The organism is Stenotrophomonas sp. CFBP8980 (assembly GCF_034046095.1).
In the GTDB taxonomy this organism is placed as follows: Bacteria; Pseudomonadota; Gammaproteobacteria; order Xanthomonadales; family Xanthomonadaceae; genus Stenotrophomonas; species Stenotrophomonas lacuserhaii.
Window position 1 is genome coordinate 121,145 of record NZ_JAXCXF010000007.1, and the last position, 26,739, is coordinate 147,883.

Genomic DNA, 26,739 nt, shown 5'->3' on the forward strand with positions numbered 1-26,739 from the left:
TTCATTTACAGCGCGCTTTGTGGACGCACCTTCAGTACCGCTTCCTCGGCCGCGCAATCGCGGCTGGACGATCGACCGGCCGCGCGCGCGGCTGCGATTTCACGTTTTGCAGCGAGCAGGTCGGCCTGGAACTCCGGGTTGTCGTGCAGCCGCGCGACCAGTGTGGCGCCGAGGAACCGCGCCTGTACGATATCGCTGTGCCAGTGCATGTTGCAGACCAGGCGACTTTCAGCGTAGCTGCGACCGCGCGCGAAGATCGCATCGGCCCGCTGCGGTGCCACCTCGGCGAGGATCAGCGCCCACGCCCAGCCGGCGATGCCGTGGCCGGATGGATACGAGCCGGTATCGCGTTTCTTGTCGTCCTCTTCCGGGGTGCAGGTCGGCGCTGCGTTGACCACGTACGGCCGCCGGCGCAGATACTGGTTCTTGGCCGGACGCGCGGTGGCGCTGGCGTCGCGGCGGCTGCGCTGCAGCAGGCTGAGCAGGGCCGGGGTACGCGCGGCGTCCACGTCGATCCCCAGCGCGCAGCTGAACTGGTTGGCGCCCGGCTGCAGCGGGCCTTTAGGGAATGAGTCATCGGCATCCCGGCGGGCCTGGGCAAACCGCTCGGTGCCGTGCAGTGCGAGCGCTTCATCGCTGACCTGCGCATCCAGGGCTGCGGTCACCGCGCCTGCGGCAGGCGGCGCGGGGATCAGCGCGATGCTGTCCGGCACCTGCGTTTCGAGAAGGTAGCCGGTGACCTTGGCAGCCACCGGTGAGGTGGTGGCGATCAGCGACAGGGCGGCCAACGCAAAGGGTCTGCTCCGCGCGATGGCGGCTGTCTGGTGGCGTGTCATGGAGGGGAATTCCGCATGCGATGGAAGCGGCAGCGTTGCACGGCGGTGCACGCCTGTCGGCACGCTGCCGCCCGTTGCAAGGCAGCACCGTGGCGCAGAGCGTCACTGCCCTGCGCGGGTGGACCGCGGCGGTCGGCAGCGGGCCGCAAGGCCATGGCGTGCAGCCGATTGCCTGACACGATGGCAGGACAGCGGCCCGACGCACCTGCGGAACCTGCCAGCGTCGGCGGCGTCATCGCGCGCGATGACCCCTGCCGGATGCCTCGATGGACTACAGCGCGCTGGCCGGCCGCACCTTCAACACCGCTTCCTCGGCCGCGCAGTCGCGGCTGGAGTGCGCACCCTGCGCCCGTGCAACCGTGATTTCCCTGCGCGCCGCGAGCAGGTCACGCTGGAAAGCCGGATTGTCATGCAACCGTGCCACGGCGGCGGCGGCCATGAAGCGGCCCTCCAGGATGTCACTCTGCCAGTGCACGTTGCACACCAGGCGGCTTTCGCCGTAGTTGCGGCCGCGCGCGATGATGGCATCGGCGCGGTCCGGCACGATTTCCGACAGCAACAGCGCCCACGCCCAGCCGATCGAGGTGTGGCCGGAGGGATAGGAGCCGTTGCGCCGCAGGCCGGCTTCGTCCTGCGGGGTGCAGGTGGGTTCGCCGTTGACCAGGAACGGACGCCGGCGCTGGTGGTGTTTCTTGGCGGTGCGGGTGGCGGCACTGGCATCGATGCGGCTGCGTTCCAGCAGGCGGTACAACGCTGGCGTGCGCTGCGCGTCCACGTCCAGGTCGATGGCGCAGGAGAACTGGTTGGCGCCCTTCGGGAAGCCCAGTTCGGCATCGTGCGTGGCCTGGGTGAAGCGCGGCGTGCCGCGCAGCGCCCGTGCCTCGCGGCTGATCTGTTCGTCCAGCGCGAAGCCGGCCGAGCCGGCCACCGGCGGTGCAGGCACCAGCGCCAGGCTGGCAGGCACCGACGCCGCATCCAGGTAGCCCACCGCCTTGGTCGTGACGTCGGCTTCAACAGCGGTCGGCCGGCTGGTGGTTGCCGCGCATCCCACCAGGGACAGTGCGACGGCAAGCCAAGGCAGGGTGCGGCCACGGCGGGAGATCAAGGACATGGGCAGGCTCGGGACAGGGGTTCGCCGGCAATGATCGCAGTCCGGCTCGCCCTGTGCAGCGTCCATCGCGCATACGGCCAGAACCGGCACGGCCCTCTGTTTAGGACAAAACCGCTGCCGAATGTCGGAAATGTCTTGATTCCCGGGGCAGCGCACGGACGTCCACGCGCGTTGCGTTGAGCATCAGGACCACAGCCGGTCGGGGGGATCCGCTGCATGGGAGAGACGCGATGCACAGCACCGCACTACGAAGTACCGCACTGGCCCTGCTGGTGGGGTCGCAGCCGGCGCAGGCGACCGACGTGGTCGGCGTGGCCTTCGTGCATGGCACTGGTGCACCGACCAATGCCACCCGGACCTACTGGCAGCCGGCCATCATCGACACCGTCCGCACGGGCCTGCCGGACAAGCGCAATTACGTGGTCATCAACTGCGACTTCAACCAGTACATGTGGAAGCCGGAAGCCGCGGGCTGCCTGGCCGACCAGCTGACCCGCTTCATCGACCGCCGCGGCATCACCGAGCTGGTGGTGATAACCCATTCCAACGGCGGCAACGTAGTGCGCTGGATCCTCTCCAACCCGACCTACGACAGCCGTTATCCGAAGCTCATCGGCGTGGTGCGCAAGGTCACCGCGCTGGCGCCCTCTTCGGCCGGCACGCCCCTGGCGGACGCGGTGATCAACGGAAACATCTTCGAAACCGCGCTGGGTTGGTTGCTGGGCAAGAGAAACGACGCGGTGCGTCAGCAGCAGGTGGCCCACATGGCCACTTACAACGCGCAGAACCTGTATGGCACCGCCGGTCGCCCGGCACTGCCCAAGCCGTTCGGCGCGGTGGTCGGCAGCGATGTCGACTCGGCGCCTACGGACGCCGACAGTTACTGCGGAGGCTATGCCGCCACCCTCGGCCTGGAGTTCACCCAGAACTGGCTTTCTTCGTGTTCGGACGGTTTCCTCGACTGCAGCAGCCAGAAGGCGGCCGGCACCGTGTGGTTCACCGATACGTCGCGCACCCGGGGTGCCGAACCCCTCAGCCACAACCAGAGCCGCCGCGGGTGTTTCGGTCTCGGCACGCTCCTGCGCAACGCCCTGACCCAGTGACGGAGACCCTCATGACCATGCATTCCACCCTCTTGGCCGCTGCCACGCTGGCGATCCTGTCCACGGCCCCCACAGGGGCTGCACACCCGCTGCGCGCCGCTGCGGCGGGCGACCAGGTACCGGCTGCACTGGCCGCCGCGCCTTTGCCCCCCGATCAAAGCGAGAGGGAGCCGCTGGCCTTCGCCTGGGCGCTGGACCCGGCGCGGCCGCTGCAGGCGCCTGCGCCGTACGTTGCCATCAGCCGGAGTTACTGGCTGCAGGTCGATGCAACCGAACTGCAGCGCGGCCTGGCGTTGCCACTGACCGCACCGGACGCGGTGATCCAGCTCAGTCCGGCGCCGGGCGCCCGCGCGCTGTCGGCGGGGTCATTGCAGTTGCGCGATCCGGCAGGGCGAAGCAGCGGGGCCCACATGGTCGATGCACGTGTGTTGCAGGATGCCGGCATGCCGGTCGGCGAGGGCACGCGCATGCTGCGCTCCGGCGCAACCAGCATGGCCGGGGTCTACCGCCTGCAGAGTCGCCAGGCACGGGGCCGCTACGTGGTGCAGGTGCTGGAGCCCAACAGCCCGCTGCGGCTGGAAGTGCAGGCCAGCCATTCGCGGGTGTTGGCCGGCGACAGCCTGCAGTTGCAGGCACGCCTGCGCGAAGACGGCGCCGGCAGCCCCCAGGCGGGCACGCCCCGAAGCGGTTTCGGCGGCCATGCGCTGCTGGTCGCACCGGATGGCCGCAGCTGGCCGCAGCAGTTGCGGCCCATGCCAGATGGCAGCCTGCGCGCGCAGGTGCGTATTCCCGCCGACGTGGGCAACACGCAGGGTCTATGGGAGCTGCAGGTGTTCGCACAGGCTGACGGCGCGCTGCGTGATGGCGCGGTCGCCTTCGCTGCCGCGCTGCCGACGGCGCGTTTCAGCGGGCAGGCCACGGCTGATCCCGCCAGCCGCCGGGTCAGCGTGTCATTGCAGGTGGCAGCAGCGGGGCGTTACGAAGCACGCGGCACCCTGTACGCCAGCGCGGCCGATGGGCAGTTGAAACCCGTCGCGCAGGCCCATGCCGCCGCCTGGTTCGAGGGTCCCGGGCAGGGGGCGCTGGTACTGCCGTTCGACCAGGCCGCGTTGCCGGCGGGATTTGGCCCGCCGTATGAACTGCGCGACCTGCAACTGCAGGACCAGAGCCGGATGGCATCGATCGAGTCGCGCGCTGCCGCGCTTCGGTTCTGATCCGGCTGCCCAGTTGCAACGGCCGTGCGGTGCTATCCCGCGTACGCGGCCAGCCGTCCGTGCTGCTCCACCACGGAGATCGAGCCGCCGAACGCGGCCGACAAGGGCGCATCGCACAGCAGTTCGGCGCGCGTGCCATCGGCCAGTACACGGCCGTCGCGCAGCAGCACCACGCGGTCGATTTCGGGAATGATCTCTTCCACGTGGTGGGTGACCAGCACCAGCGTGATGCCTTGGCGCGCCAGTGACTGCATGGTATCGACCAGCTGCTGCCGGGCCACCAGGTCCAGCCCGGTGGATGGCTCGTCCAGCAACAACGCGTGCGGACGGTTGACCAGTGCCCGGGCGATCAACACGCGCCGGGTCTCTCCGGCCGAAAGCTCTGCATAGGTGCGACCGTGCAGCGCCAGCGCGCCGGTCATCGCCAGGGTCTGGCGCGTGCGCTCGCGCATCTCCTGCGTGATCTCGCGGAAGGCGGGCAGCACGTAGCTGGCGAAGAATCCGGTCAGCACCGCCTGTTCCACGGTCAGGCCCGGCATGTCGGCCAGCGTGCTGCTGAGGTCGCCGGTGACGATGCCCAGCTGCGAGCGCAGCCGGTCGACCTGCCAGCGGTTCTGGCCCAGCACTTTCACCGGCACGTGACCGTCGGCGTGTGCCAGCGGATACAGCTCGCGGGTGATGAGTTTGATGAAGGTGGATTTGCCGCAGCCGTTGGGTCCGAGCAGCGCGGTGTGCTGGCCCTGCGCGATGCGCAGGCTGAGGCCGTGCAGCACCTTTACCTGGCCGCGCATCACGCTGGCGCGATCCAGTTCAATCAACGGCGGGAGGGTGCCGGCATCGGCTGCGGGCGGTGCAACGGCGGCTGGATTCAGGCTGGACAACGCAGGTTCCCGGCTGGAAGGCGCGCGCCGTGGCGGCGCAGGGATGCAGTTTGCCAAGCCAGGGGCCATCATGTCTGCACCCCGCAGATACCGGCCGCACCCCGGCCAGGAGGCCGCCATCACCTACTTGATCACCTCGCTGCCACGCGGGCCTCGGATCGTTCTGCGCCTGGCCCTGGTGCTGCTCTGCATGACCGGCGCGGTGCAGGCGCAGGTGACCGATACCGGCACCTACCTGCAGCGCATCGATGCCGATGCAGATGGCCGCGTCAGCGAAGCCGAGTATGTGCAGTGGATGATGTACGCCTTCGACCGGATGGATGCCGATGGAGATGGCGCGCTGGACGCCAGCGAGCTGCCGGGCGGCAAGGGGCGGCCGATCACCCGGGAGCAGCAGCGGCAGACGCTGGTGCAGCGATTCCACAAGCAGGATGCGAACCGCGATGGGTTCCTGGATGCGCGGGAGTTGGCGGCGCCGCCGCGGTGAGTGTGGCGCACTGACAGGTTCCGGGGTCTTCGGAACGCGGTAGCGCCGAGCCATGCTCGGCGGGTTCCGTCCGACGCCGTCAGCAACAGCCGGCGGGCGTAGAATCTGCTCATGCCTGAGTTGCCTGAAGTTGAAACCACGCGGCGTGGACTGGCGCCGCATCTGCTGGAACGTGCCATCCATGGGGTGATCCTGCGCCGCAGGGAGCTGCGCTGGCCGATCCCGGACGAGGTGGCCGCGCTGCTGCCCGGGCAGCGGATCATCGATGTGCGCCGGCGTGCCAAATACCTGCTGCTGGATACCGAAGCCGGTAGTGCGCTGCTGCACCTGGGGATGTCCGGCAGCCTGCGCGTGCTGCCAGGCGATACGCCGCTGCGTGCGCATGACCACGTGGACATCAGCCTGGACAACGGCCGTCTGCTGCGCTTCAACGACCCGCGTCGTTTCGGCAGCCTGCTGTGGCAGCCCCCGGGCCAGATCCATCCGCTGCTGCAGGGGCTGGGCCCGGAGCCGCTGGACGATGCCTTCGATGGTGACTACCTGTTCCAGCGCAGCCGTGGCCGCAAGGCGCCGATCAAGACCTTCCTGATGGACCAGGCGGTGGTGGTGGGGGTGGGTAACATCTATGCGGCCGAAAGCCTGTTCAGGGCCGGCATCAGCCCGCTGCGCGAGGCCGGCAAGGTATCGCGCGAGCGCTATGTACGGCTGGCGGAGGCGGTCAAGCAGATCCTGCAGCATGCGATCACCCGCGGTGGCACCACCCTGCGCGACTTCATCAGTCCCGATGGCGCGCCCGGCTACTTCGAACAGGAGTTGTCGGTTTACGGGCGTGACGGCCAGCCCTGCCGGTCCTGCGGGCGGCCGTTGAAGCACGCCACCATCGGCCAGCGGGCCAGCGTCTGGTGCGGTTCCTGCCAGCGCTGAGGCTTTTTCGCCAAGCGCGCTGGACAGGGCTATAGTCGCGCCACGACTCCCGTGGGAGCAGGCGCTGCGATGGATGAAGGATCTGACATCACTGTGTGGCTGGACGCCGCGCGCGGCGGCGACCGTGCCTCGCTGGACCGCGTGCTCACCGTGCTCTACCAGGAGCTGCATGGGATGGCCCGGCGGCAGCTGGCCGGCCAGCAGGGCCGCACCCTGGATGCCACCTCGCTGGTGCACGAGTCCTACCTGAAACTGCTCGGCAGCCGCGGCGGGGCACGCTTCGAGGACCGTGCGCACTTCTTCGCCTATGCGGCCTCGGCCATGCGCAGCGTGGTGGTGGACTACGCCCGCAACCGCTTGGCGCGCAAGCGCGGCGGTGACCTCAAACGGGTGGACATCCCGGAAAACAGCAGCAGCGGCATCCGCATGGACGAGGACCTGCTGGCGCTGGACGTGGCGCTGGAGCGCCTGCAGGCACTGGATCCACACCTGGCACGGGTGGTCGAACTGCGCTACTTCGCCGGCCTGACCGAACAGCAGATCGCCGAACTGAGCCAGCGTTCCGAGCGCAGCATCCGGCGCGACTGGCAGAAGGCGCGCCTGTTCCTGCTGACCGAAGTAAGCGGGGACTGAGCGCGAACACCACCCATGGATGCCCTGCGCTGGCGTGAATTGTCCTCATGGCTGGACCAGCTGCTGGAACTGGATGAAGACGGTCGCCTGCAACGCCTGCGGCAGATCGCCGGACGTGACCCGGGGTTGGCCGCCGAGCTGGAAAAAATGCTGGCCCATGCACGCGACAGCGAGCAGTTCATGGCCCAGCCGGTGTTTTCCGCGCCCGGATCATCGCGCGAGGGCACCCGCATCGGTCCCTACCGCCTGTTGCAGCTGCTTGGCGAAGGCGGGATGGGCGAGGTCTGGCTGGCTGAGCGCTGCGACGGCATGTACGAGCGCAAGGTCGCCCTGAAGCTGTTGCGCAGCGGCCTGGCCGAGCCCGGCCTGCATGCGCGCTTTGCGCGCGAGCGGCAGATCCTGGCCCGGCTGCAGCATCCGCATCTTGCACAGCTGCACAACGCAGGCATCGACCCGCAGGGGCATCCTTACTTTGCGCTGGATTACGTGCAGGGCGAGCCGATCACCGAGTACTGCCAGCGCGGCATGCTGCCGCTGGAAGAACGGCTGCGGCTGATGCTGCAGGTGTGTTCGGTGGTGGCCCATGCGCATGCCAACCTGGTGGTGCACCGCGACCTGAAGCCCTCCAACATCCTGGTGGCTGATGGGGGGGTCAAGCTGCTGGATTTCGGCATCGCCCAATTGCTGGATCCGGAGGGCGTCGCGGCGGTGGCCGCCCCCGGCGAGCCGCGTGCGTTCACCCTGCACTACGCCGCGCCAGAGCAGGTAAGGGGCGATCCGCTGAGCACCCGGACCGATGTGTACTCGCTGGGCGTGGTGATCTACGAAGTGGTCACCGGGCACAAGCCTTACCGCCTGCGACGGCATTCCGACAGCGAGTGGGAGCGCTCCATCCTGGATGTCCAGCCAATGCCCGCATCGCGTCGGTTGCTGCAGGGTGAGGCCGGGAGGTCGGTGCCGGCTGCCGCGCGGCGTCTTGCCAGACGCGTGCGGGGCGACCTGGACCTGCTGCTGGGCAAGGCGATGGCCAAGGATCCGCAGCAGCGCTACGGATCGGTCGATGCCCTGGCCGAAGACCTGCGCCGGTTCCTGGATGGCAGGCCGCTGCGCGCCCATCCGCCCGGCACCGGGTATCGCCTGCGCAAGTATCTACAGCGCCATCGCTGGGGCGTGACCGGCGCCAGCCTGGCCCTGTCGGCCTTGCTGGCGGTATCGACGATGGCCGTCTGGCAGGCGCGCCAGGCCCGCCTGGAGACCGCCCGCGCGCAGGCGATGCAGGACTTCAACATCGGCTTGTTTGATCGCGCGGCAAGCGTCCGCCAAGGCCACTTCGACGTGCGCCAGCTGCTGGAAACCGGACAGCAGCGTGCGCAGGCAGAACTGGCCGGGCAGCCGCTGGCGCTGGCCGAAATGGAGGGGGTCATCGGACGCCTGCACATCGGACTGGGTGACTACCAGACGGCCCTGCGCATCCTGGATCAGCAACGCGCGCTGCTGCAGGCACAACGGGACGTGCCGGGCGCGCTGCAGCTGGAAGCGGTGACCCAGCGCGCGCGCGCACTGCGCATGCTGGGCCGTGACCGCGAGTGCGTCGCCCACCTGCAGGCCGTAGCGTCCGTCGCCGACCAGCAGCAGGACCTGCTGCCGACCGCCGTGGCGGGCTTCGCCAGCGAACTGGCCCATTGCCAGACCCAGCTCGGCCAGGTCCGTGGTGCGCGCGCTGCCTTCATCCGCGCCCTGGCGCTGTACCAGCGCGGGGAGGGCAACCCGCGTGGCATCGCCGGTGCGCTGGCGGGGCTGGCCGGGCTGGATGCCGAAGCCGGCCTGGACGCGCGTGCACGGGAGGGCTACCAGCAGGCGCTGGCACTGCTGCAGCGCGCTGCACCGGGCACCCCGGAAGCCATCGGGATGCGGCGCCAGCTGGGGCAGATGCTGGCACGTAGCGGAAAGGCCGCAGAGGCCTCCGCGGCACTCGACCAGGCGTTGCAATCGGCAGTGCAGGCGTTCGGCCCGGACCATCCGGAAACGCTGGTGGTGCAGCGTGCCCGCGCGCTGCTGGCACTGCAGCATGGGGGCCGGGCGTGGGCGGGCCCTGTGCTCGGCGAAGTGCGGGACAAGCTGGCCTTCGCATTGGGACCGGACCACCGTGAAGTCGGCCTGGCCGAACATGCCCTGGGCGACCTCGCCAAGGCGGATGGAAATGCCCAGGCCTCGGTCAGCCACTACCGCACCGCCGTACGTATCTGGCGCCAGCCTGACCATGTGGCCCTGCTGCCGCAGGGCCTGCTCGACCTGGGCGAGGCCGAACGGGCGGCGGGCAGCCCCACGCGCGCCGCTGCCGCGTGGCGCGAGGCACGCCAGTTGCTGATCGCCCAGCGCGGCATTCCGTCTTCGGCAGTCCGCCAGCTGGACCTGCGCTTGGCCCGCCTGCCGCGGCCAGCTGAACAGATATCGCCGGCCAGTGCCAACAATTAACGAATCTGTTGGAATAATGGCCGACCCTCCATGCCCCCGGCTGCCTTCGAATGCAACGACGCGATTTTATCCGCAACGCTTCCCTGGCCTTGGCTGCCTTCGGCCTGCCTGCATTGAACGTGGGCGCCGCGGCAAGCCGACAGGTCGGCCTGCGCCGCCTCGGGCAGCCGGTGCCGTTCGATTTCGCCAGCCTGAAGGGCCAGGCGCGCGCGCTGGCCGCAGCGCCCTACAAGACCCACAAACGGACCCTGCCGGGCCCGGTGGAAGCGCTGAGCTGGGATGCCTACCAGTCGATCCGTTACCGCCAGGACCATGCGCTGTGGGGCAATGAGCCGGGCCGGTTCCAGGCCAAGTTCTTCCACCTGGGGCTGTACTTCCATTCGCCGGTGCGGATGTTCGACGTGGTCGACGGCAAGGCGCAGGAACTGGCCTACGACGGTGCCGCCTTCGATTATGGGAAGAGCGGGATCAAGGATGGCCAGCTCCCGGCCGATCTCGGCTTTGCCGGCTTCCGGCTCAACACGCGCAAGGATACCGATCGCGATTTCGCTGCATTCCTCGGCGCCAGTTACTTCCGCGCGGTCGGCAAGGAAGGCCAGTACGGGCAGTCGGCGCGCGGCTTGGCGATCGACACCGGGACCGGTGGCCCGGAAGAGTTCCCGGACTTCATCGCCTACTACCTCGAACGTCCGGACAACGACTCGGACACCATCGTGGTCTATGCGTTGCTGGACTCGCCCAGCGTGGCCGGCGCCTACCGCTTCGCCATCACCAATGGCGATGTGCTGTTGATGGACATCGACAGCGCGCTGTACCCGCGCAAGGCCATCGAGCGGCTCGGCATCGCACCGTGCACCAGCATGTTCCAGGTTGGTGAGAACGATCGCCGCATGGCGTGGGACTGGCGTCCGGAGATCCACGATACCGACGGCCTGGCGATGTGGAGCGGTGGCGGCGAGTGGATCTGGCGCCCGCTGGTGAACCCGCGCGAGCTGCGCTTCAACATGTTCGTCGACCGCAATCCGCGTGGCTTCGGCCTGCTGCAGCGCGACCGCGAATTCGACCATTACCAGGATGACGGCGTGTTCTACGAGAAGCGCCCGTGCCTGTGGGTGGAGCCGAAGGGCGAATGGGGCGAAGGCTCGGTGCAGCTGGTCGAAATCCCGACCGTGGATGAGACCTTCGACAACATCGTCGCGTTCTGGAACCCGAAGGACAAGCCGCAGGCCGGGCAGGAGCTGCTGGTCGGCTATCGCCTGTACTGGGGCGCCGAGCCGCCGGCACGTTCGCCGCTGGCGCATACCGTGGCCACCCGCACCGGCCTGGGCGGCATCATCGGCAAGAAGCGCAACTACTTCTCGTGGCGTTTCGCGGTGGACTTCGCCGGTGGCGAGCTGGCCAGCCTGATCGACAAGGGCGAGGTGGAGGCCGTGGTGCAGGCGAGCCGTGGCAAGCTGGAAATCGTCTCGGCCCGGCCGCTGCGCGAGATCAATGGCTACCGGGCCATGTTCGACCTGGTGCCGGGCGATGACAGCACCGCGCAGATCGATATTCGGCTGTTCCTGCGCAGCGGGGGCAAGACGCTGACGGAAACCTGGTTGTACCAGTACAGTCCGCCGCCGGCCGGGGCGCCCGAGCGCACGCTGTACTGAGCCGTGTAAACGGGGGAGCGGTAGCGCCGAGCCCTGCTCGGCGGAATCCTTCCGGCACCGTGATCGCCGAGGCAAGCCGCTTCGCGCTCGCCGAGCATGGCTCGGCGCTACCGCGCTACCGCTTCATCCGCCGGCGAGCAGCGGGTCGATCCGGCCTTCGCCGCGGGTGATCTTCTTGAACTCGGCGCGGCTGACCGACACGTAGCGTTCGTTGCCGCCGATCTCCACCTGCGGGCCGTCCTGCACCGCGTGGCCGTGCTCGTCCACGCGCACGGTCATGGTCGCCTTCTTGCCGCTGTGGCAGATGGTCTTGATCTCCTGCATCTCGTCGGCCCAGGCCAGCAGGTACTGGCTGCCTTCGAACAGCTCACCGCGGAAGTCGGTGCGCAGGCCATAGCAGAGCACCGGGATGCGCAGCTGGTCGACCACTTCGCTCAGTTGCCAGACCTGGGCTCGGCTGAGGAACTGCGCTTCGTCCACCAGCACGCAGCCCAGCGGGCCGTGCGCGGCGATATCGGCTTCAACCAGGCGCTGCAGGTCGCTGTCGCGTTCGAAGGCCATGCCATCGGCCTTCAGCCCGATGCGCGAGGCCACCACGCCGCTGCCGGCGCGGTTGTCCAGCCGCGGGGTAAGGATCGCCACCCGCATGCCGCGCTCGCGGTAGTTGTGCGCACTCTGCAGCAGCGTAGTGGTCTTGCCGGCGTTCATCGCCGAATAGTAGAAATAGAGCTTGGCCATCGGCAGATTCTAGCCGCAGCGGGCGGACTCAGTCGCCGCGCAGCGGATGCGGGGAACCCACGTCCACGCTGCTGACGTTGCCCGCGTCCAGCTGCTGGCCCTGCCACTTCCAGTAGGCTTCGGGCTGCCATAGCCGCGGTGCGTAGTAGATCTCCGGCACCACCCGCACCATCTGCCCGTTGAAGCGGACCTGCATGACCGTCGAACCCAGTGCACCGGTGCGGCTGCCGGTCATCTCCCCCATGTTGCGGCGCATTTCGCGTTCCTGCCGCGGCTTTGCCACTGGGTCGCCGTACTCGGCGTACAGCTTCTGGCCTTCGCTGACCGCGCGTTTGCGCTCGGCTTCGTCCAGGGCGGCCCAGTACTGTTCGCGACGCACCACCAGCCATTCGGTGCCACGCTCGGCCGCCAGGTCCATCCAGGCATAGCCCAGTGCGCGGTCGACCTGGCCGCCCTTGCCGTTCCACAGGAGCTCGGCCATCAGCGCCTGCGACAGTTTGTCGGCATGCTGGGCGCCCAGGCGGAAGTAACGACGCGCATCTTCCAGCTTGTCGCGCTCGACAGCCGCCAGGCCAAGCTGCCGGTAACGCAGGTCCGGGTGCGCTTTCAGGAAGGCCGGTGAACTGACCACTGCGTGTTCCTGCAGCGACAGCGGGACGTTTTCGGCGGCCAGCTGCGCCTGGGCGGCATGCAGCGGCGACAGCAGGGCGGCGGCGAGCACCGCGCGGCAGGCAAACCTGTTCAGGTCCATCGGTCACTTCCTGTGAAACGGGGTATGCCGCCACTATCCGCAGCTGGGCGGGCGAGCGCAACCTGCCGGAGGTCAGGGTGCCCCCGCTACAATCTGCAGTACATGCACGGACTCAATCCCCCCCAAAGCGCAGCAGTGCTGCACATCGAAGGCCCCTTGCTGGTACTGGCGGGTGCCGGCAGCGGCAAGACGCGCGTCATCGTGGAGAAAATCGCCCACCTGATCGGCTGCGGCCGCTATCCGGCCCGGCGCATCGCCGCGATCACCTTCACCAATAAATCGGCCAAGGAAATGCGCGAGCGCGTGGCCCGGCGCCTGCGTGACCAGGACGCCGAAGACGTCACCATCTGCACGTTCCATGCGCTGGGCTTGAAGTTCCTGCAGATCGAACACGCTGCGGTGGGCCTGAAGCGCGGCTTCTCGATCTTCGATGCCGACGACAGCAACGCCCAGGTCAAGGACCTGATGCATGGCGCCAAGCCGGATGACATCGAGGACGTGAAGAACCTTATTTCGCGCGCCAAGAACGCCGGCTTGTCACCGGAGCAGGCGATGCGCGAGGCGCGCAGCAACCGCGAGAAGGAAGCGGCCGGCGTCTACGAGCGCTACCAGCTGCGGCTCACGGCCTTCAATGCCGTGGACTTCGACGACCTGATCCGGCTGCCGGTGCAGGTGCTGGAGGAGAATCCGGAGATCGCCATCGCCTGGCGCGAACGCATCGGCTACCTGCTGGTGGATGAGTGCCAGGACACCAACGACGCCCAGTACCGCCTGCTCAAGCAGCTGGCCGGGGACAAGGGCAACTTCACCTGCGTGGGTGACGATGACCAGTCCATCTACGCCTGGCGCGGCGCCAATCCGGAAAACCTGCAGCAGATGGCGCGCGACTACCCCGCGCTGCAGATCATCAAGCTGGAACAGAACTACCGCTGTTCCAACCGGGTGCTGCGCGCGGCCAATGCGCTGATCGCCAACAATCCGCACGAACACCTGAAGAAGCTGTGGAGCGACCAGGCCGACGGCGAACGCATCCGGGTGTGGGAGTGCCGCAACAGCGAGCACGAGGCGGAAAAAGTGGCGGCCGAGATCGCCTTCATCGCCCAGGCGCGGCAGGTACCGTGGAGTGATTTCTGCATCCTGTTCCGCGGCAACTTCCAGTCACGCCCTCTGGAAAAGGCGATGCAGCTGGCGCGCGTGCCGTACCACCTGTCCGGTGGCACGGTGTTCCTGGAGCGCCAGGAAGTCAAAGACACGCTGGCCTGGCTGCGCCTGCTGGTGAATCCGGACGACGACACCGCCTTCATGCGCGCGGTGCAGGCGCCCAAGCGCGACGTGGGCGCAGGCACGCTGGCCAAGCTGGCGGAACTGGCATCGGAAAAGAACATGCCGATGGCGCAGGCGGCCGAGGCGCTGGGCGCGCTGCAGCAGCTCCCCCCGCGTGCGGCCAACAGCCTGTCGCGCTTCACCGACATCCTGCGTGACCTGCGCGCACAGACCCGCGAGATCTCTTCCGGCGACATGATCCGCAAGGTGGCCAAGGAATCAGGGCTGCTCAGCGAGCTGCGCCAGCAGGCGAAGGAAGAAGCCAGTTACCAGCGCCGCGCCAACAACATCGAAGAGCTGGCGCAGTGGTTCGAAGGCGGCCCGCGCGGCGCCACCGCCGCCGACCTGGCCGGCCAGCTGGTGCTGCTGTCGCGCAACGACAAGGACGATGGCGGCAACCAGGTGCGCATGATGACCCTGCATGCCTCCAAGGGCCTGGAGTTCCCCTATGTGTTCATCGTCGGCTGCGAAGACGGCGTGCTGCCGCACCAGGTCAGCCTGGACGAAGGCACGCTGCAGGAAGAGCGGCGGCTGCTGTACGTGGGCATCACCCGGGCCAAGGTCCAGCTGTGGATGAGCCACAGCAAGCTGACGCGCAAGTTCGGCGAGCACGTCCGGCTCAAACCCAGCCGCTTCTTCGCCGAACTGCCGGCCGAAGAACTACAGCGCGACGGGGCCGATCCGGTGGCCGATGCGGCGCGCAAGCAGGAACGGGCCAGCGCCGGCCTGGCGGCCATCCAGGCCTTGTTCGACTGAGCGCGCAGTGCGCACAATCGGCCACCACAACGGCGACGGGAACGGCAGTGCAGATTGAAACCGACCGGCTGCGCCTGCGGCCCATCGAGCCCGAGCGCGATGCCGGCTGCATGCTGGCCCTGCTGAATGATCCTGGTTTCGTGCGCTTCATCGGCGATCGCGCCGTGCGCAGCGAGGAGCAGGCCCGCGAATACATCGCGCTGCGCGTGCTGCACAGTTACGCGCTGAACGGCTTCGGCATGTATGCGATCGAGCGCCTGTCCGATGGGGCCTGGCTGGGCAATGCCGGCCTGGTGCGCCGCGACGGCCTGCCGGGGCCGGATGTCGGTTATGCGGTGCTGGGCGAGCATGCAGGCCAAGGCTATGCCGGCGAGGCGGCACAGGCGGTGTTCGCCCATGCGCGCGGCACGCTGGGCCTGCAGGACCTGTACGGCATCATCAGCCCGGACAACCTGGCGTCCGCGGCGATCCTGCGCCGGCTGGGGATGCAGCAGCGCGGCCCGATCCAGCTGCCCGGCAGCGAGCAATGGGTGACCCTGTTCGCCACGCCGGGCGCGGCCGACGTGGCCCGCTGATCGCGCCCCGCACGGTAGTGCCGGCCGCTGGCCGGCAACCCTCGATTCAGCCGCGCAGCGCTTCCAGCTCGGCGCGCAGCTCGGCAACGGCGGTTTCCAGCTGCGCCACCCGTTCGGCCAGCGCCGGATCAAGGCCGCCTGAGCCAGCCGACGCCGAACCCGACGCGGCGAACGTTGCCGCCAGCGCCGCACCATCGACTTCGCCACACAGCAGGTGCATGTAGCGGTCTTCGCGCTGGCCACTCGCACGCGGCAGCACCACCAGCAGCTCGCGCTGCTGCAGGCGTTCGATCGCGTGGCGTGCCTGGTCGGCATCGCCGAAGCGATGCAGCCGCTCAGCGCGCGTCATCAGCTCGGCCAACGTCTGTGGACCCCGCAGCAGCAGCAGCGCCAGCACCACGGTCTGCTGGCGGGTCAGGTCCAGGGCCGCCTGCAGGCGATGTTCATAGCGGTCGGCACGCGAGGAAAAATGCTGGCGCGCCAGGCCCATGCTTTCCAGCTGGCGCAGCGCGTGCTGCACATTGCCTGCGTCCAGGTTCATCAGCGGATCGCGCGCGGTCTTCTGGTTGGCCGCCGACTGCGCCGCGTTCACCGTCAGCGGATAGGTGTCCGGCGTGGTGGCTTCCTTTTCCACCAGGCAGCCCAGCAGGCGCGCCTGGGTGGCATCCAGCAGCGGGCGGGCAGGAGTGTCGGGGGTGTCGGTCATGGCGGGCTCCGCTGGGTCGATGGAACAGCCATCAAGCATAGCCGCTGCCCCTGTCATCTTTGCCGTTAAAATGGCGGGGATCTGAACATGGTGAAGCCAATGCGTCGTCGTATCGCCCCTCTCTCCCTGTCCCTGCTCGCCATCGCGGTGCTCGGCCTGTCCGCGTGCAAGCGCGTCGACGCCCCGCCCGCCGCTGAAGAAGCCCGCGCCGCCACGCCGGCTGGCGCTGCCACTGCACCGGACAGCAGCGCCAACGACAACCTGAACGCGGTGCTGTGGATACAGCGTGCGCAGGAATACAAGGCGATCACCGAGCAGACCTACCGTGCAGCCGCCGACCGCCTGGATGCGGCGCTGAAGGAATCCCATTGGGACGCGCTGGTGCCGGAAGAGCGGGGCAATGATGCCAAGGGCCTGAAGCCGGCGGTGGTGCTGGACCTGGATGAGACCGTGCTGGACAACTCGCCCTACCAGGCGCGCTTGGTGCGCGATGGCAAGGAATACGACGAGATGACGTGGGACCAGTGGGTGGCCGAAAAGAAGGCCAAGGCGATTCCCGGCGTCGTCGATTTCGCCAGGGCAGCCAATGAAAAAGGCGTCACCCTGCTGTACATCTCCAACCGCGCCGTGCACCTGAAGGAAGCCACCTTGGCCAACCTGCGTGCCGAAGGCCTGCCGGTTGCCGACGACAGCGTGTTCCTCGGCCTGGGTACCGTGGTTGAGGGCTGTGAGCAGGCCGGCAGTGAAAAGAACTGCCGCCGCCGCCTGGCCGGGCAGCAGTACCGGGTGCTGATGCAGTTCGGTGACCAGCTCGGCGATTTCGTCGAAGTCACCGCCAACACCAACGAAGGCCGTGATGCGCTGCTGCAGCAGTACCACGACTGGTTCGGCGAGCGCTGGTGGATGTTGCCGAACCCGACCTACGGCGGCTTCGAGCCGGCGCAGTTCAACAACGATTTCAGCCAGCCGCGCCAGGCCCGCCACGATGCAAAGCGTGCCGCGCTGGACTATGCGCCGTGAGCCGCGGACCGCTGCCACTGCGCGATGACGAGCGCCTGATCTTCGCGCTGGACGTGCCCGACCGCGCGCAGGCGCTGGCGTGGGTGGATCGCCTTGGCGACAGCGTCGGCTTCTACAAGATCGGCATGGAACTGCTGGCATCCGGTGAGTACTTCCAGGTGCTGGAGGAGCTGGCGCGCCGCGACAAGCGGGTGTTCGTCGACCTGAAATTCTTCGATATCCCGGCCACCGCCGCGGCGGTCATCAAGCGCTTGGCGCAATGGCCGGTGAGCTACTGCACGATCCATGGCTGGCACCCGGCGATGATGGAGGCCTGTGCGGCCGTTGCTGGCGGCGACATGCGCGTGCTGGCGGTCACGGTGTTGACCTCGATGGGGCGCGAAGACCTGGCCCGGATGGGCATCGACCGCGAACCGGTGGATGTTGTCGTGGAGCGCGCGCTGGCGGCGAAGGCGGCCGGTATCGACGGCGTGATCGCCTCCGGTCAGGAAGCGGCGCCGATCCGTACCGCGACCGGCGCCGGGTTCTCCATCGTCTGCCCGGGGATCCGCCCGGACGGCCCGGTAGGCGATGACCAGAAGCGCACGGTCGGTGTTGCCGAGGCGTTCGCCGACGGCGCCGATGCCATCGTGGTCGGGCGTCCGATCCGACTGGCGGCCGACCCACAGCAGGCGGCACGGGCCATCCAGCAGGACATCAGCGCCGCATTGCGGCGCTGAGCGGCGCGCCAACGCCGGGGGCACGCCCGGCGTACGGTGGCCTATCGACCGTCCCATGTGCGGGCGATGAAATCGTCCGCCGACGCACCGGCCAGCCGCGCGTAGATGCCGGGATGGCCGGGCTGGCCACACACGCGGCCGCCTCTGCTGGTTACTCCCAGCTGATACCAGCCTCCGCCGGGCGCCTTGACCAGCAGCGGGCCGCCGGAGTCGCCGAAGCAGGTGTCCCGGTAATTGCCGCCAGCGCACAGGTCGTTCTCAGCATCCACGCTCCCGGATCCACCCCAAAGCGCGCGGCACAGGTCCACATCGACCATCTGCGTCTGGACATGTTGCAGTGGGCCCACCTGCCTGACCTCGTCACCGACCTGTTCAACCAGCCCCCAACCTGCCAGCACCACCGGCCTCTCGTTCTGTTCGTACTCCCTGCCCGCCGGCCCCAGCAAAGGGACCGGCTCGATTCCACTGACCGGCACCACCAGGCGCAGCAGCGCCACATCCGGCCCACCCGTGAAAAAATCCGGGTGTGAGTGGATTTCCGCGAGCCGGTGGAGGGTGCCTTCAGACCTGTCCAGATCCGTTTGTCCTACGCTGACCACGGCCTGGTCCACCGTCACGCCCATGCAATGCGCTGCCGTCAGCACCCAGGACGGTGAGATCAGGGTGCCACCACACCAGTGGCGCGCGCGCGGCGTGTCGCCCATGTCAGGGACCTGGATGCTGACCATGAAGGGGTAAGCACCGGCGGGGGCGTCGCTGCCACCAATGATGGCGGGCCGCACTCCCTCCGCGGCCGATCCAGCGGATGAGACAACGGCGAGGGTGGCGGCAAACAGCGCGGAAACCGCACGTTTCATGGGTCTTTCCTCCATGGTGGGAACGACAGGACGACAGGACGACAGGACGACAGGACGACAGGACGACAGGGTGACAAGGCGACGGCGCGACGGCTCAGTCGCCCGTCCAGACCGATTGGATGAAGCTGTCAATGCCTGGGCCTGCCAGGCGCGCGTAGACACCCGGTGAGCCGCCGGAAGCGCATCCGATCCCCCAGCTCACCACACCCAGCTGGACCCAGCCCCCGGCGGGGGCGCGGGTGAACAGCGGACCGCCGGAATCACCCTGGCAGGAATCGCGGCCGGCTTGGCTGGCACAGATCTCGGTGGCCGCGTCAACCGTCGCACGGCCTGCGTACAGGGCTGAGCAATCGGGGGTACTGATGAAAGGCACGTCGACCTGCTGCATGCGCGTCGGGCTGTCGCCGGACCAGGACAGATTGCCCCAACCGGCTACCGTCAACAGCCGCCCCGCTACTTCGAAGCCGACGCCTTCCTGGCCGAGCAGACCGATGATCGGCGCGTCGGGTACCGGCGCCGCCAGGCGCAGCAGGGCGACATCGCTCTTGCGTGTGCTGGCGTAGGCGGGATGCAGGTGGATCTCGGCGATATGATGGTCCGTCCCGGTGCCCGCGGTGAGGTCGGTCTCTCCGCTGCGCGCGCGTAGTTGGGTGGCTTGCTTGCCTATCACGCAGTGTGCGGCGGTCAGTACCCAGGAGGGCGAGATGAGCGTGCCGCCACACCAGTGACGGGCCAGCGGCGTGCTGCCACGGCGAACAAGCTGGATGCTGACCAGGAACGGATTATCGCCGTCGGCCACCTCCGTCCCGCCGACGATGTTCGGCCTGGCCTGGTCAGGTTGCGACGGCGGAGAGGCCACCGCGGGCAGGCAGAGCAGGCTGGCCAGGACAAAAACAGGATAGCGGTTCATGATGCGGCCTTCGGATCCGGCGGATTGCCGGACACCAGTGGGCGACCAGTCCAACCGGTTAGTCCTTGCGCGCCGTCACAGCTGGCGGGTGCAACGACATGGCCCCACCCTGCCATCCGTACTACGCCGGAATGCAGAGCGGCGTCCCGCGGTCGGCAGCGAGTATGTTTCAATGCCGTGGCCCCGGTCGGGGGTATGAAACCGCCGCTGTCTTGCTGCTGACAGGCAACACCGGTCAAGATGCAGGCCGGTCTGGGGAGTCCGAACCATCATGTCGAAGACGAAACGGCGCGCGCTGCGCCATGCGGGTGGGTGGGCTTGCGCTGCCATGCTGCTGTTGGCGATGGCCGCCTGCCAGCGCGATGCGGTCGATCCCGCCCTGCCGCCCGCCGAGCCCGTCGCGGCGGTGCAGGCGATGGCGCGTGCGATTGCCGACAACGACCTGGTGGCCTATGCCCGGTTGTCGGTACCGCCGGCGCAGTACACGGCACTGGACCAGGCGTGGAGCCGGGGCCACAGCCGCTGGCCGCTGACCGAACTGCCGCTGCACGACCAGCTGCTGCCGATGTTGCAGGCCCTTTCCGCCGACGATGGCAGCCAGCGCCTGCAGCGCAGTTTCGACCGGCAACTGGCCGGGCAGACGGCCGCCGTGCGCCAGGCCGCGCAGTCCATGGGCTTGTTCGGCGTGCAGTACCTGCGCCATGAAACCAGCTTCACCGCCAGCCAGCAGGCGCACTACGTGCAGGTGGTGCAGACGCTGGCGGCGTGGGCGGCCGATGCGCCGATAAGCGACCGGGCGCGGGCACGGGCCAGCATCGCCGCGCTCACCAAGGCCGCCAACGCGACCGGCTTCACCAACGATGAGCAGCTGCAGCAGGCGGGAATGGCTGCCAGCCTGGAACGGCTGGGGCCGTTCATCGCCACGTTGAAATCGGTGCTGGCCAGCTATGGGCTTGATCTGGACGCGTCGATGCGCGGGATTGCCGGCGAGGTACTTTCCCAGCAGGGCGACAACGCCCTGGTACGCCTGCAGTATCCGTTGGCAGGAGAGACAATCAGCCTGCAGATTCCATTGACCCGCCGCGAGGGGCACTGGTACCTCACGCGTACGCTGGCCGATACCGACGCGCTGTTGCGCAACGCGCGCACGGCGCAGGCGGCCATGGAAGCTGAATCCGCCGCGCTCATCGCACTTCCTGTTGAGACCGGGGACGATGAAAAGCCCGCGGCTACGCCATAATGACGCCGATGTCGAAACAGAATCCGCTGCCGTTCCCCGGCGAACAACCTGAGCAGACCCCTGCCGATACGGCGCAGGTGTCCCCGATGACGATCGACGGCCCGGTGCCGGCGCATGTTGCCGCGCGCGCCGCCGCCGGCCGGCGTCCGTGGTGGGCGCGGCTGCTGGGTCGTCTGTTCGAGCCCTGGCTGTCGCTGGACATCGAACCGCAGGACCCCGGCCAGTACAACGACGGCCGCCCGGTGGTCTACGTGCTGGAGGACTACGGTCTGTCCAATGCGCTGATCCTGGACAAGGCCTGCCGCCAGGCCGGACTGCCCTCGCCCCTGGTGCCGCTGCCCGGTGATCCCACCGGCCGCAAGCGCGCCTACGTGGCCCTGTCACGGCGCAGTTCGAGCAATTCGATCATTCCCGAACAGCGCGGCGCCAAGACCCACTCCGATTCGCTGGCCAAGGTGCTGCAGGCGCACCGGTCGCGCGACGAACTGGACGTGCACCTGGTGCCGGTGTCGATCTTCGTCGGACGCGCGCCGGACAAGCAGAGCGGCTGGTTCGCCGTGCTGTTTTCCGAAAACTGGGCGCTGGTCGGACGCTTCCGGCGCCTGCTGGCGGTGCTGTTGAACGGTCGCAGCACCATCGTGCGCTTCGCCCCACCGATCTCGCTGCGGGCCACGGTGGATGAAGGGCTGGATCCGGAGCGCACGGTGCGCAAGCTGCAGCGTGTGCTGCGCACGCATTTCCGCCGCATCCGCGAATCGGTGATCGGTCCTGACCTGTCCACCCGCCGCCTGCTGGTGGACCAGGTGCTGCAGGCCGAGCCGGTGCGTGAAGCGATTGCCGCCCAGGCCCGCCGAGACAACAGCAAGCCGGCCGACGCGTGGAAGAAGGCGCACGCCTACGCGTGGGAAATCGCTGCCGATTACTCCAGCCCGGTGGTGCGTTCGGCCAGCTTCATGCTGAGCCACGTGTGGAACCGCATCTACGCCGGCGTGCTGGTCCACCACCTCGACAAGTTCAAGGCGGCCGCGCCTGGCCACGAGGTGGTGTACGTGCCCAGCCACCGCAGCCACATGGATTACCTGCTGCTGTCCTACCTGTTGTACGACCGCGGCATCGTGCCGCCGCACATCGTGGCCGGCATCAACCTCAACCTGCCGGTGGTCGGCACCTTGCTGCGCAAGGGCGGCGCGTTCTTCATCCGCCGCTCGATCCGCGGCAACGCGCTGTATTCGGCCGTGCTGAGCGAATACGTCGCCCAGCTCGTCGCCGGCGGCTACTCCATCGAGTATTTCGTCGAAGGCGGCCGCTCGCGTACCGGTCGCCTGCTGCAGCCCAAGGGCGGCATGATCTCGATGACGCTCAAGGCGTTCCTGCGCCAGCCGCGCAAGCCGGTGCTGTTCCAGCCGATCTACATCGGCTACGAAAAACTGATGGAAGGCAGCAGCTACCTGGACGAGCTGACCGGCCGACCAAAGGAAAAGGAATCGATCTGGTCGCTGCTGTGGGGCATCCCGAAGGTGCTGAAGCAGAACTTCGGCCAGGTGGTGGTGAACTTCGGCGAACCGATCGCGCTCAACGATGTGCTGGCTGAGAAAGCCCCGGAATGGGATGGACGCGCCGTGGCCGAGGATGAAAAGCCGGCATGGCTGTCGAGCACGGTCGACACCCTGGCCGAGCGCATCCAGGTACGCATCAACGGGGCCGCCGACGTCAATCCGATCAACCTGCTGGCGCTGGCGCTGCTGTCCACGCCCAAGCACGCCATGGGCGAGGCCGACCTGATCGCACAGATCCAGCTGTGCAAGACGCTGCTGGAAGAAATGCCCTATTCGGACCGGGTGACGGTCACCCCGCATTCGCCGGAGCGGATCATCGCTCACGCCGAAGAAATCAACGTGCTGACCCGGGTCAAGCATCCGCTGGGCGACGTGCTGAGCGTGAGCGGCGACACCGCCGTGCTGCTCAGCTACTTCCGCAACAACGTGCTGCACCTGTTCACCGCTTCGTCGTGGGTCGCGTGCTGTTTCCAGAACAACCGCCGCATGGGCCGCGCCGGCCTGGTGCGGCTGGGGCGTTCGGTGTACCCCTTCCTGCAGGCCGAACTGTTCCTGCCGTGGACCGAAGACGAATTCGGCCAGCGCATCGAGCAGACCATCGACCTGTTCATCCGCGAGGGCCTGCTCCAGCAGGTCGGCGAGGATGAGGGGGGCGTGCTGTCGCGCAATACCGGGCAGACCGACGAAGTGTTCCGCCTGCGCGCGATCGGCCACTCCCTGCAGCAGGCATTCGAGCGGTACTACATCGCCATTTCAGTGCTGGTGAAGAATGGTCCCGGCACGCTGGGCGCGGCGGAACTGGAAAGCCTCTGCCAGCAGGCCGCGCAGCGGCTGAGCCTGCTGTACGCGCCGGCGGCACCGGAGTTCTTCGACAAGACCCTGTTCCGTGGATTCATCCAGAAGCTGCGCGAACTGCGGCTGGTCTGGCCGGACGAAAACAGCCGCCTGTTGTTCGACGAGCGCCTGGACGGCTGGGCAAAGGATGCCAAGTTCATCCTCGGCCGCGAGCTGCGCCACACCATTGAACGGGTGAGCCCGGAAGCGGCCCGGCCGGAAGAAACCGCGCCGCAGGACTGACCAGGCAGGGCGTGGCGACCCACGGTCGCCACCCACCGGAAGGCCCCAGGCCGGGCCACCCACCAGGAGGGCTCAGGCCGGCTCGTCGGGGATCTGCAGGCTTTCCAGCCGCGCGATGCAGTCTTTCAGCTGCAGCCGGTGACGCTTGAGCCGCTTGGACTCCAGGTCGTCTTCGCCATTGGCCGCCATGCGCGTGATGCGTTCGTCCAACGCGCGGTGGTCGGCGCGCAGCGCGAGCAGGCGCTCGGTGATTTCTGCGGGAGTGTAGATATCCACCCGTCGAGCATACACAGCGCCGGTGACCACCGGGAGAACCGCCGCTCGCTAGGCCTCCGAAGCGCGCATGCCAGCCGGTAGAATGGGCCGATGACCGACGTCCTGTCCCTGCCCGACCCGTTGCCGCGCGTACCCCGCGAGGCTGGCGCGCAGGCGGACGTGCTGGCGCGCGCGCTGCGTCGGCAGGTCGGCCGGGCCATCGCCGATTACGGCATGATCGGGGCGGGCGACAAAGTGATGGTGTGCCTGTCCGGCGGCAAGGACAGCTACACCCTGCTGGACATGCTGCTGCAGCTGCAGCGCAGGGCGCCGGTTCCCTTCGAGCTGGTCGCGGTTAACCTGGACCAGAAGCAGCCGGGGTTTCCCGCGCATGTGCTGCCGGCGTACCTGGAGCGGCTGGGGGTGGCGTACCAGATCATCGAACAGGACACCTATTCGGTGGTCAGCCGGGTGATTCCCGAAGGGCGCACGCAGTGTTCGCTGTGCTCGCGGCTGCGCCGTGGCGCGCTGTACCAGCATGCCGCCCGCCATGGCTTCACCCGGATCGCGCTGGGGCACCACCGCGATGACATGGCGGCGACGTTCCTGATGAACCTGTTCCACCATGCCAAGCTGTCCGGCATGCCGCCCAAGCTGCGCAGCGACGATGGCCAGCACGTGGTGATCCGGCCGCTGGCCTATGTGCGCGAGCGGGACATCGCCCAGTACGCGCAGGCACGCCGCTTCCCCATCATCCCGTGCACGCTGTGTGGCAGCCAACCCAACCTGCAGCGTCGCCAGATAGGCCAGTTGCTGGCGCAGTGGGATAGTGACCATCCGGGACGCGTGGACCAGATCGCCCGGGCACTGGCCAGCGTGGAACCGTCGCAGCTGGCGGACCCGAACCTGTTTGATTTTCATTCCCTGGAGCGTCGCCACCGCGACGCACCTCCTGAGACGCCGTTGGCCGACGATGGCTACGGCGCCCTTCACTCCTGAATCCGGAATTCCATGTTCTTTCGCAACCTGACTTTCTTCCGTTTCCCCATCGCCACCGATTTCTCCAACGTGGACGCCCAGTTGCCGAATGCCCTGCTCAAGCCGGTCGGCCCGCTTGAGATGAATTCGCGTGGCTTCATCTCCCCGTTCGGCCGCGAAGAGAAAGAACAGTTCTCGCACCGCATCGAAGAGCACCTGTGGCTGACCGTCGGCGGTGAAGACAAGATCCTGCCCGGCGCGGTGGTCAACGACCTGCTCGAGCGCAAGCTGGAGGAAATCGAGTCCAACGAAGGGCGTCGTCCCGGCGGCCGCGAACGCAAGCGCATGAAGGACGACCTGCTGCACGAACTGCTGCCGCGCGCCTTCGTCAAGAACTCGCGCAACGATGCCTTCATCGACCTCAAGCATGGCTACGTCGCGGTGGACTGCTCCAGCCGCAAGACCGCCGAGTACTTCATGTCCGACATCCGCGGGCTGCTGGGCAGTTTCCCGGCGATGCCGCTGAACGCCGAAGTGGCGCCGCGTTCGATCCTCACCGGCTGGATCGCCGGCGAACCGCTGCCGACCGGCCTGTCGCTGGGCGAAGAGTGCGAAATGAAGGACCCGGTGGAGGGCGGTGCCGTGGTCAAGTGCCAGCACCAGGAACTGCGCTGCGACGAGATCGACAAGCACCTGGACGCGGGCAAGCAGGTCACCAAGCTGGCCCTGGTGTTCGAAGACAACCTGTCCTTCGTGATCGGCGATGACCTGATCGTGCGCAAGCTGAAGTTCCTCGATGGCGCACTGGACCAGCTGGAGCATTCGGATGATGACGGTCGTCGTGCCGAGCTGGATGCGCGTTTTGCGCTGCAGAGCGCCGAGATCCGTCGCCTGTTCCTGCTGCTGGAAGAGGCCTTCAAGCTGAGCAAGGCGGACTGAACAGGGTGCGGCGGACGTTGCTGATATCGCGCCGCCCGTGGCGGCGTATGCTGGTGGCATGAGTCGCCTGCTCCGCCGCCTGCTGTCCCCTGCGCCCAGTGCCACCGTGCAGCGCGATACCGTGCGACTGCGGCTGGACGATGCGGAGATCGATGTGCTGCGCGTGCGTGATCCGCGTGCGCGGCGCATCAAGCTCAGCGTGGACGAGCGCGGTGCGCGGCTGACGCTGCCGCTGCGTGCCAGCCTGCAGACCGGCGAGCGGTTCCTTGAGCAGCACCGTGGCTGGCTGTCCGAACAGCTGCAGCACTACCGCTCCGATCGCATGCCGCCGCCGCTTGTGCCGGGCGAGCCTGGACTGCTGCCGCTGCGCGGCGAACTGATTCCGCTGCGCTGGCAGGAAGCACGCTACGCCAAGCTGGAAATAGACGACCAGGGTGCCTGCGTGCACTGGCCGGCGCGCGCCACGCCGACCACGCTCAAGCGCCTGCTGCGCGAGTTCTACGAAGCGCAGACGCGCGCCGACGTAGGGCGTTGGCTGCCGCGCTACCTGCCTGGCCTGCCACGCGCGCCGACGCGTATCCGGCTGAAGGTGATGTCCTCGCAATGGGGATCACTGGCCCCCGACGGCAGCATGGCCCTGGACCTGGCCCTGGTCCTCGGCAAGCCGGAAGCCTTCGAGTACGTCCTCGTCCACGAACTCTGCCATCTGCTGCAGGCCAATCACTCCCCCGCCTTCTGGCACGAAGTGGAACAACGCTTCCCCGCCTGGCGCCAACAACGCGACTACTTCCAGCAGGAAGGCCGCAGATTGAAGGCAATGCTAAGGCAACTGCTGTAACCCGGCTGCGCCGGGCCACAGCAGTTGCCCTCGCTCTTTCCCCTCCCCATGCGCAGGGCACCCCCATGAACCATCAGAGCGCCGGGTGGGCAGGCCAGGCAGGACCGTCTGTTCGCATGGATGCGAACAGCGAGCCTCCATGGACGGATTCACGGCGTGTCCTGCCTGGCCTGCCCACCCGACGC

General features: G+C 67.9%; 25 protein-coding genes. 16 read left to right on the top strand and 9 right to left on the bottom strand.

Features of this window, described 5'->3' with window-relative positions; all coding sequences use genetic code 11:
- Positions 1-5 precede the first annotated feature (5 nt).
- A complete protein-coding gene (locus SOM47_RS14495) occupies positions 6-869 on the bottom strand; it encodes an acid phosphatase (RefSeq protein WP_414715817.1) in 864 nt (287 codons plus the stop codon).
- Between the two features lie 238 nt (positions 870-1,107).
- Positions 1,108-1,947, bottom strand: coding sequence for an acid phosphatase (locus SOM47_RS14500; protein ID WP_320505978.1), 840 nt, complete (start codon positions 1,945-1,947; stop codon positions 1,108-1,110).
- Between the two features lie 230 nt (positions 1,948-2,177).
- Here SOM47_RS14500 and SOM47_RS14505 point away from each other — a divergent pair, with 230 nt between their 5' ends.
- Together SOM47_RS14505 and SOM47_RS14510 are read left to right on the top strand one after the other, a co-directional pair.
- A complete protein-coding gene (locus SOM47_RS14505; RefSeq protein WP_320505979.1) occupies positions 2,178-3,050 on the top strand; it encodes a lipase family alpha/beta hydrolase in 873 nt (290 codons plus the stop codon).
- 11 nt (positions 3,051-3,061) lie between these two features.
- On the top strand, positions 3,062-4,264 hold the full coding sequence (locus SOM47_RS14510; RefSeq protein WP_320505980.1) for a DUF4785 domain-containing protein: 1,203 nt from the start codon (positions 3,062-3,064) through the stop codon (positions 4,262-4,264).
- Between the two features lie 32 nt (positions 4,265-4,296).
- Here the strand turns inward: SOM47_RS14510 and SOM47_RS14515 are convergent, their stop codons facing one another.
- Positions 4,297-5,082: an ABC transporter ATP-binding protein gene (locus SOM47_RS14515; protein ID WP_042612184.1), complete on the bottom strand. Its 786-nt coding sequence runs from the start codon at positions 5,080-5,082 to the stop codon at positions 4,297-4,299.
- Positions 5,083-5,335: 253 nt separating this feature from the next.
- Between SOM47_RS14515 and SOM47_RS14520 the strand changes: the two genes are divergently transcribed.
- The 5 genes from SOM47_RS14520 (at position 5,336) to SOM47_RS14540 (ending at position 11,316) form a co-directional block, all read left to right on the top strand.
- The gene (locus SOM47_RS14520; RefSeq protein ID WP_320506024.1) at positions 5,336-5,632 is read left to right on the top strand and encodes an EF-hand domain-containing protein; all 297 of its coding nucleotides are present in this window, start codon (positions 5,336-5,338) and stop codon (positions 5,630-5,632) included.
- 111 nt (positions 5,633-5,743) lie between these two features.
- Positions 5,744-6,556: a bifunctional DNA-formamidopyrimidine glycosylase/DNA-(apurinic or apyrimidinic site) lyase gene (gene mutM / locus SOM47_RS14525; protein WP_320505982.1), complete on the top strand. Its 813-nt coding sequence runs from the start codon at positions 5,744-5,746 to the stop codon at positions 6,554-6,556.
- 69 nt (positions 6,557-6,625) lie between these two features.
- The gene (locus SOM47_RS14530; protein WP_042612096.1) at positions 6,626-7,189 is read left to right on the top strand and encodes an ECF-type sigma factor; all 564 of its coding nucleotides are present in this window, start codon (positions 6,626-6,628) and stop codon (positions 7,187-7,189) included.
- A 15-nt stretch (positions 7,190-7,204) separates the two neighbouring features.
- Complete coding sequence (locus tag SOM47_RS14535) at positions 7,205-9,664, top strand: serine/threonine-protein kinase (RefSeq protein WP_320505983.1); 2,460 nt, start codon at positions 7,205-7,207, stop codon at positions 9,662-9,664.
- Between the two features lie 50 nt (positions 9,665-9,714).
- Positions 9,715-11,316 (top strand): OpgD/OpgG family glucan biosynthesis protein, encoded by a 1,602-nt coding sequence (locus SOM47_RS14540; protein WP_042612094.1) that lies wholly within the window; start codon positions 9,715-9,717, stop codon positions 11,314-11,316.
- A gap of 123 nt (positions 11,317-11,439) precedes the next feature.
- Here the strand turns inward: SOM47_RS14540 and SOM47_RS14545 are convergent, their stop codons facing one another.
- A complete protein-coding gene (locus SOM47_RS14545) occupies positions 11,440-12,054 on the bottom strand; it encodes a thymidine kinase (RefSeq protein ID WP_320505984.1) in 615 nt (204 codons plus the stop codon).
- Between the two features lie 28 nt (positions 12,055-12,082).
- Positions 12,083-12,805, bottom strand: a complete 723-nt coding sequence (locus tag SOM47_RS14550; protein WP_320505985.1) for an SEL1-like repeat protein — start codon at positions 12,803-12,805, stop codon at positions 12,083-12,085.
- A gap of 102 nt (positions 12,806-12,907) precedes the next feature.
- Between SOM47_RS14550 and SOM47_RS14555 the strand changes: the two genes are divergently transcribed.
- Together SOM47_RS14555 and SOM47_RS14560 are read left to right on the top strand one after the other, a co-directional pair.
- Complete coding sequence (locus SOM47_RS14555) at positions 12,908-14,884, top strand: UvrD-helicase domain-containing protein (RefSeq protein ID WP_320505986.1); 1,977 nt, start codon at positions 12,908-12,910, stop codon at positions 14,882-14,884.
- 47 nt (positions 14,885-14,931) lie between these two features.
- Entirely contained in the window at positions 14,932-15,459 is a 528-nt protein-coding gene (locus SOM47_RS14560; protein ID WP_320505987.1) for a GNAT family N-acetyltransferase, read from the top strand.
- Between the two features lie 46 nt (positions 15,460-15,505).
- On the opposite strand, the gene SOM47_RS14565 is transcribed toward SOM47_RS14560, so the two are convergent.
- Positions 15,506-16,165, bottom strand: a complete 660-nt coding sequence (locus SOM47_RS14565) for a YceH family protein (protein WP_320505988.1) — start codon at positions 16,163-16,165, stop codon at positions 15,506-15,508.
- 99 nt (positions 16,166-16,264) lie between these two features.
- Between SOM47_RS14565 and SOM47_RS14570 the strand changes: the two genes are divergently transcribed.
- Both SOM47_RS14570 and pyrF read left to right on the top strand, forming a co-directional pair.
- Entirely contained in the window at positions 16,265-17,185 is a 921-nt protein-coding gene (locus SOM47_RS14570) for a 5'-nucleotidase, lipoprotein e(P4) family (protein WP_042612088.1), read from the top strand.
- On the top strand, positions 17,182-17,904 hold the full coding sequence (gene pyrF / locus SOM47_RS14575; RefSeq protein ID WP_192084865.1) for an orotidine-5'-phosphate decarboxylase: 723 nt from the start codon (positions 17,182-17,184) through the stop codon (positions 17,902-17,904). The genes SOM47_RS14570 and pyrF overlap by 4 nt, the downstream gene beginning before the upstream one ends.
- A 41-nt stretch (positions 17,905-17,945) precedes the next feature.
- On the opposite strand, the gene SOM47_RS14580 is transcribed toward pyrF, so the two are convergent.
- Positions 17,946-18,761 (bottom strand): S1 family peptidase, encoded by an 816-nt coding sequence (locus SOM47_RS14580; protein WP_192084863.1) that lies wholly within the window; start codon positions 18,759-18,761, stop codon positions 17,946-17,948.
- Positions 18,762-18,855: 94 nt separating this feature from the next.
- Positions 18,856-19,671, bottom strand: a complete 816-nt coding sequence (locus tag SOM47_RS14585) for a S1 family peptidase (RefSeq protein ID WP_192084861.1) — start codon at positions 19,669-19,671, stop codon at positions 18,856-18,858.
- A 271-nt stretch (positions 19,672-19,942) separates the two neighbouring features.
- Between SOM47_RS14585 and SOM47_RS14590 the strand changes: the two genes are divergently transcribed.
- Together SOM47_RS14590 and plsB are read left to right on the top strand one after the other, a co-directional pair.
- A complete protein-coding gene (locus SOM47_RS14590) occupies positions 19,943-20,911 on the top strand; it encodes a hypothetical protein (RefSeq protein WP_192084859.1) in 969 nt (322 codons plus the stop codon).
- Complete coding sequence (gene plsB, locus SOM47_RS14595; protein ID WP_320505989.1) at positions 20,911-23,544, top strand: glycerol-3-phosphate 1-O-acyltransferase PlsB; 2,634 nt, start codon at positions 20,911-20,913, stop codon at positions 23,542-23,544. The genes SOM47_RS14590 and plsB overlap by 1 nt, the downstream gene beginning before the upstream one ends.
- 72 nt (positions 23,545-23,616) lie before the next feature.
- On the opposite strand, the gene SOM47_RS14600 is transcribed toward plsB, so the two are convergent.
- Positions 23,617-23,820: a YdcH family protein gene (locus SOM47_RS14600; RefSeq protein ID WP_042612082.1), complete on the bottom strand. Its 204-nt coding sequence runs from the start codon at positions 23,818-23,820 to the stop codon at positions 23,617-23,619.
- A 90-nt stretch (positions 23,821-23,910) separates the two neighbouring features.
- Between SOM47_RS14600 and ttcA the strand changes: the two genes are divergently transcribed.
- From ttcA to SOM47_RS14615, 3 genes are read left to right on the top strand one after another with little or no spacing between them, the layout of a single operon-like run.
- The gene (gene ttcA, locus SOM47_RS14605; RefSeq protein WP_320505990.1) at positions 23,911-24,798 is read left to right on the top strand and encodes a tRNA 2-thiocytidine(32) synthetase TtcA; all 888 of its coding nucleotides are present in this window, start codon (positions 23,911-23,913) and stop codon (positions 24,796-24,798) included.
- Positions 24,799-24,810: 12 nt separating this feature from the next.
- Entirely contained in the window at positions 24,811-25,716 is a 906-nt protein-coding gene (locus tag SOM47_RS14610) for a recombination-associated protein RdgC (protein WP_042612080.1), read from the top strand.
- 58 nt (positions 25,717-25,774) lie between these two features.
- The gene (locus SOM47_RS14615) at positions 25,775-26,554 is read left to right on the top strand and encodes a M48 family metallopeptidase (RefSeq protein WP_320505991.1); all 780 of its coding nucleotides are present in this window, start codon (positions 25,775-25,777) and stop codon (positions 26,552-26,554) included.
- The last annotated feature ends 185 nt before the right edge of the window (positions 26,555-26,739 follow it).

Bases quoted from the DNA above. Each gene is read 5' to 3' on its own strand.
- SOM47_RS14550 (WP_320505985.1), bottom strand. From the start codon at position 12,805: ATGGACCTGAACAGGTTTGCCTGCCGCGCGGTGCTCGCCGCCGCCCTG.
- SOM47_RS14590 (WP_192084859.1), top strand. From the start codon at position 19,943: ATGTCGAAGACGAAACGGCGCGCGCTGCGCCATGCGGGTGGGTGGGCT.
- SOM47_RS14505 (WP_320505979.1), top strand. From the start codon at position 2,178: ATGCACAGCACCGCACTACGAAGTACCGCACTGGCCCTGCTGGTGGGG.
- SOM47_RS14615 (WP_320505991.1), top strand. From the start codon at position 25,775: ATGAGTCGCCTGCTCCGCCGCCTGCTGTCCCCTGCGCCCAGTGCCACC.
- SOM47_RS14580 (WP_192084863.1), bottom strand. From the start codon at position 18,761: ATGAAACGTGCGGTTTCCGCGCTGTTTGCCGCCACCCTCGCCGTTGTC.
- ttcA (WP_320505990.1), top strand. From the start codon at position 23,911: ATGACCGACGTCCTGTCCCTGCCCGACCCGTTGCCGCGCGTACCCCGC.
- SOM47_RS14535 (WP_320505983.1), top strand. From the start codon at position 7,205: ATGGATGCCCTGCGCTGGCGTGAATTGTCCTCATGGCTGGACCAGCTG.
- SOM47_RS14510 (WP_320505980.1), top strand. From the start codon at position 3,062: ATGACCATGCATTCCACCCTCTTGGCCGCTGCCACGCTGGCGATCCTG.
- SOM47_RS14545 (WP_320505984.1), bottom strand. From the start codon at position 12,054: ATGGCCAAGCTCTATTTCTACTATTCGGCGATGAACGCCGGCAAGACC.
- SOM47_RS14585 (WP_192084861.1), bottom strand. From the start codon at position 19,671: ATGAACCGCTATCCTGTTTTTGTCCTGGCCAGCCTGCTCTGCCTGCCC.
- SOM47_RS14555 (WP_320505986.1), top strand. From the start codon at position 12,908: ATGCACGGACTCAATCCCCCCCAAAGCGCAGCAGTGCTGCACATCGAA.
- SOM47_RS14530 (WP_042612096.1), top strand. From the start codon at position 6,626: ATGGATGAAGGATCTGACATCACTGTGTGGCTGGACGCCGCGCGCGGC.
- SOM47_RS14540 (WP_042612094.1), top strand. From the start codon at position 9,715: ATGCAACGACGCGATTTTATCCGCAACGCTTCCCTGGCCTTGGCTGCC.
- SOM47_RS14520 (WP_320506024.1), top strand. From the start codon at position 5,336: ATGACCGGCGCGGTGCAGGCGCAGGTGACCGATACCGGCACCTACCTG.
- SOM47_RS14570 (WP_042612088.1), top strand. From the start codon at position 16,265: ATGCGTCGTCGTATCGCCCCTCTCTCCCTGTCCCTGCTCGCCATCGCG.
- SOM47_RS14610 (WP_042612080.1), top strand. From the start codon at position 24,811: ATGTTCTTTCGCAACCTGACTTTCTTCCGTTTCCCCATCGCCACCGAT.
- SOM47_RS14565 (WP_320505988.1), bottom strand. From the start codon at position 16,165: ATGACCGACACCCCCGACACTCCTGCCCGCCCGCTGCTGGATGCCACC.
- mutM (WP_320505982.1), top strand. From the start codon at position 5,744: ATGCCTGAGTTGCCTGAAGTTGAAACCACGCGGCGTGGACTGGCGCCG.
- SOM47_RS14500 (WP_320505978.1), bottom strand. From the start codon at position 1,947: ATGTCCTTGATCTCCCGCCGTGGCCGCACCCTGCCTTGGCTTGCCGTC.
- plsB (WP_320505989.1), top strand. From the start codon at position 20,911: ATGACGCCGATGTCGAAACAGAATCCGCTGCCGTTCCCCGGCGAACAA.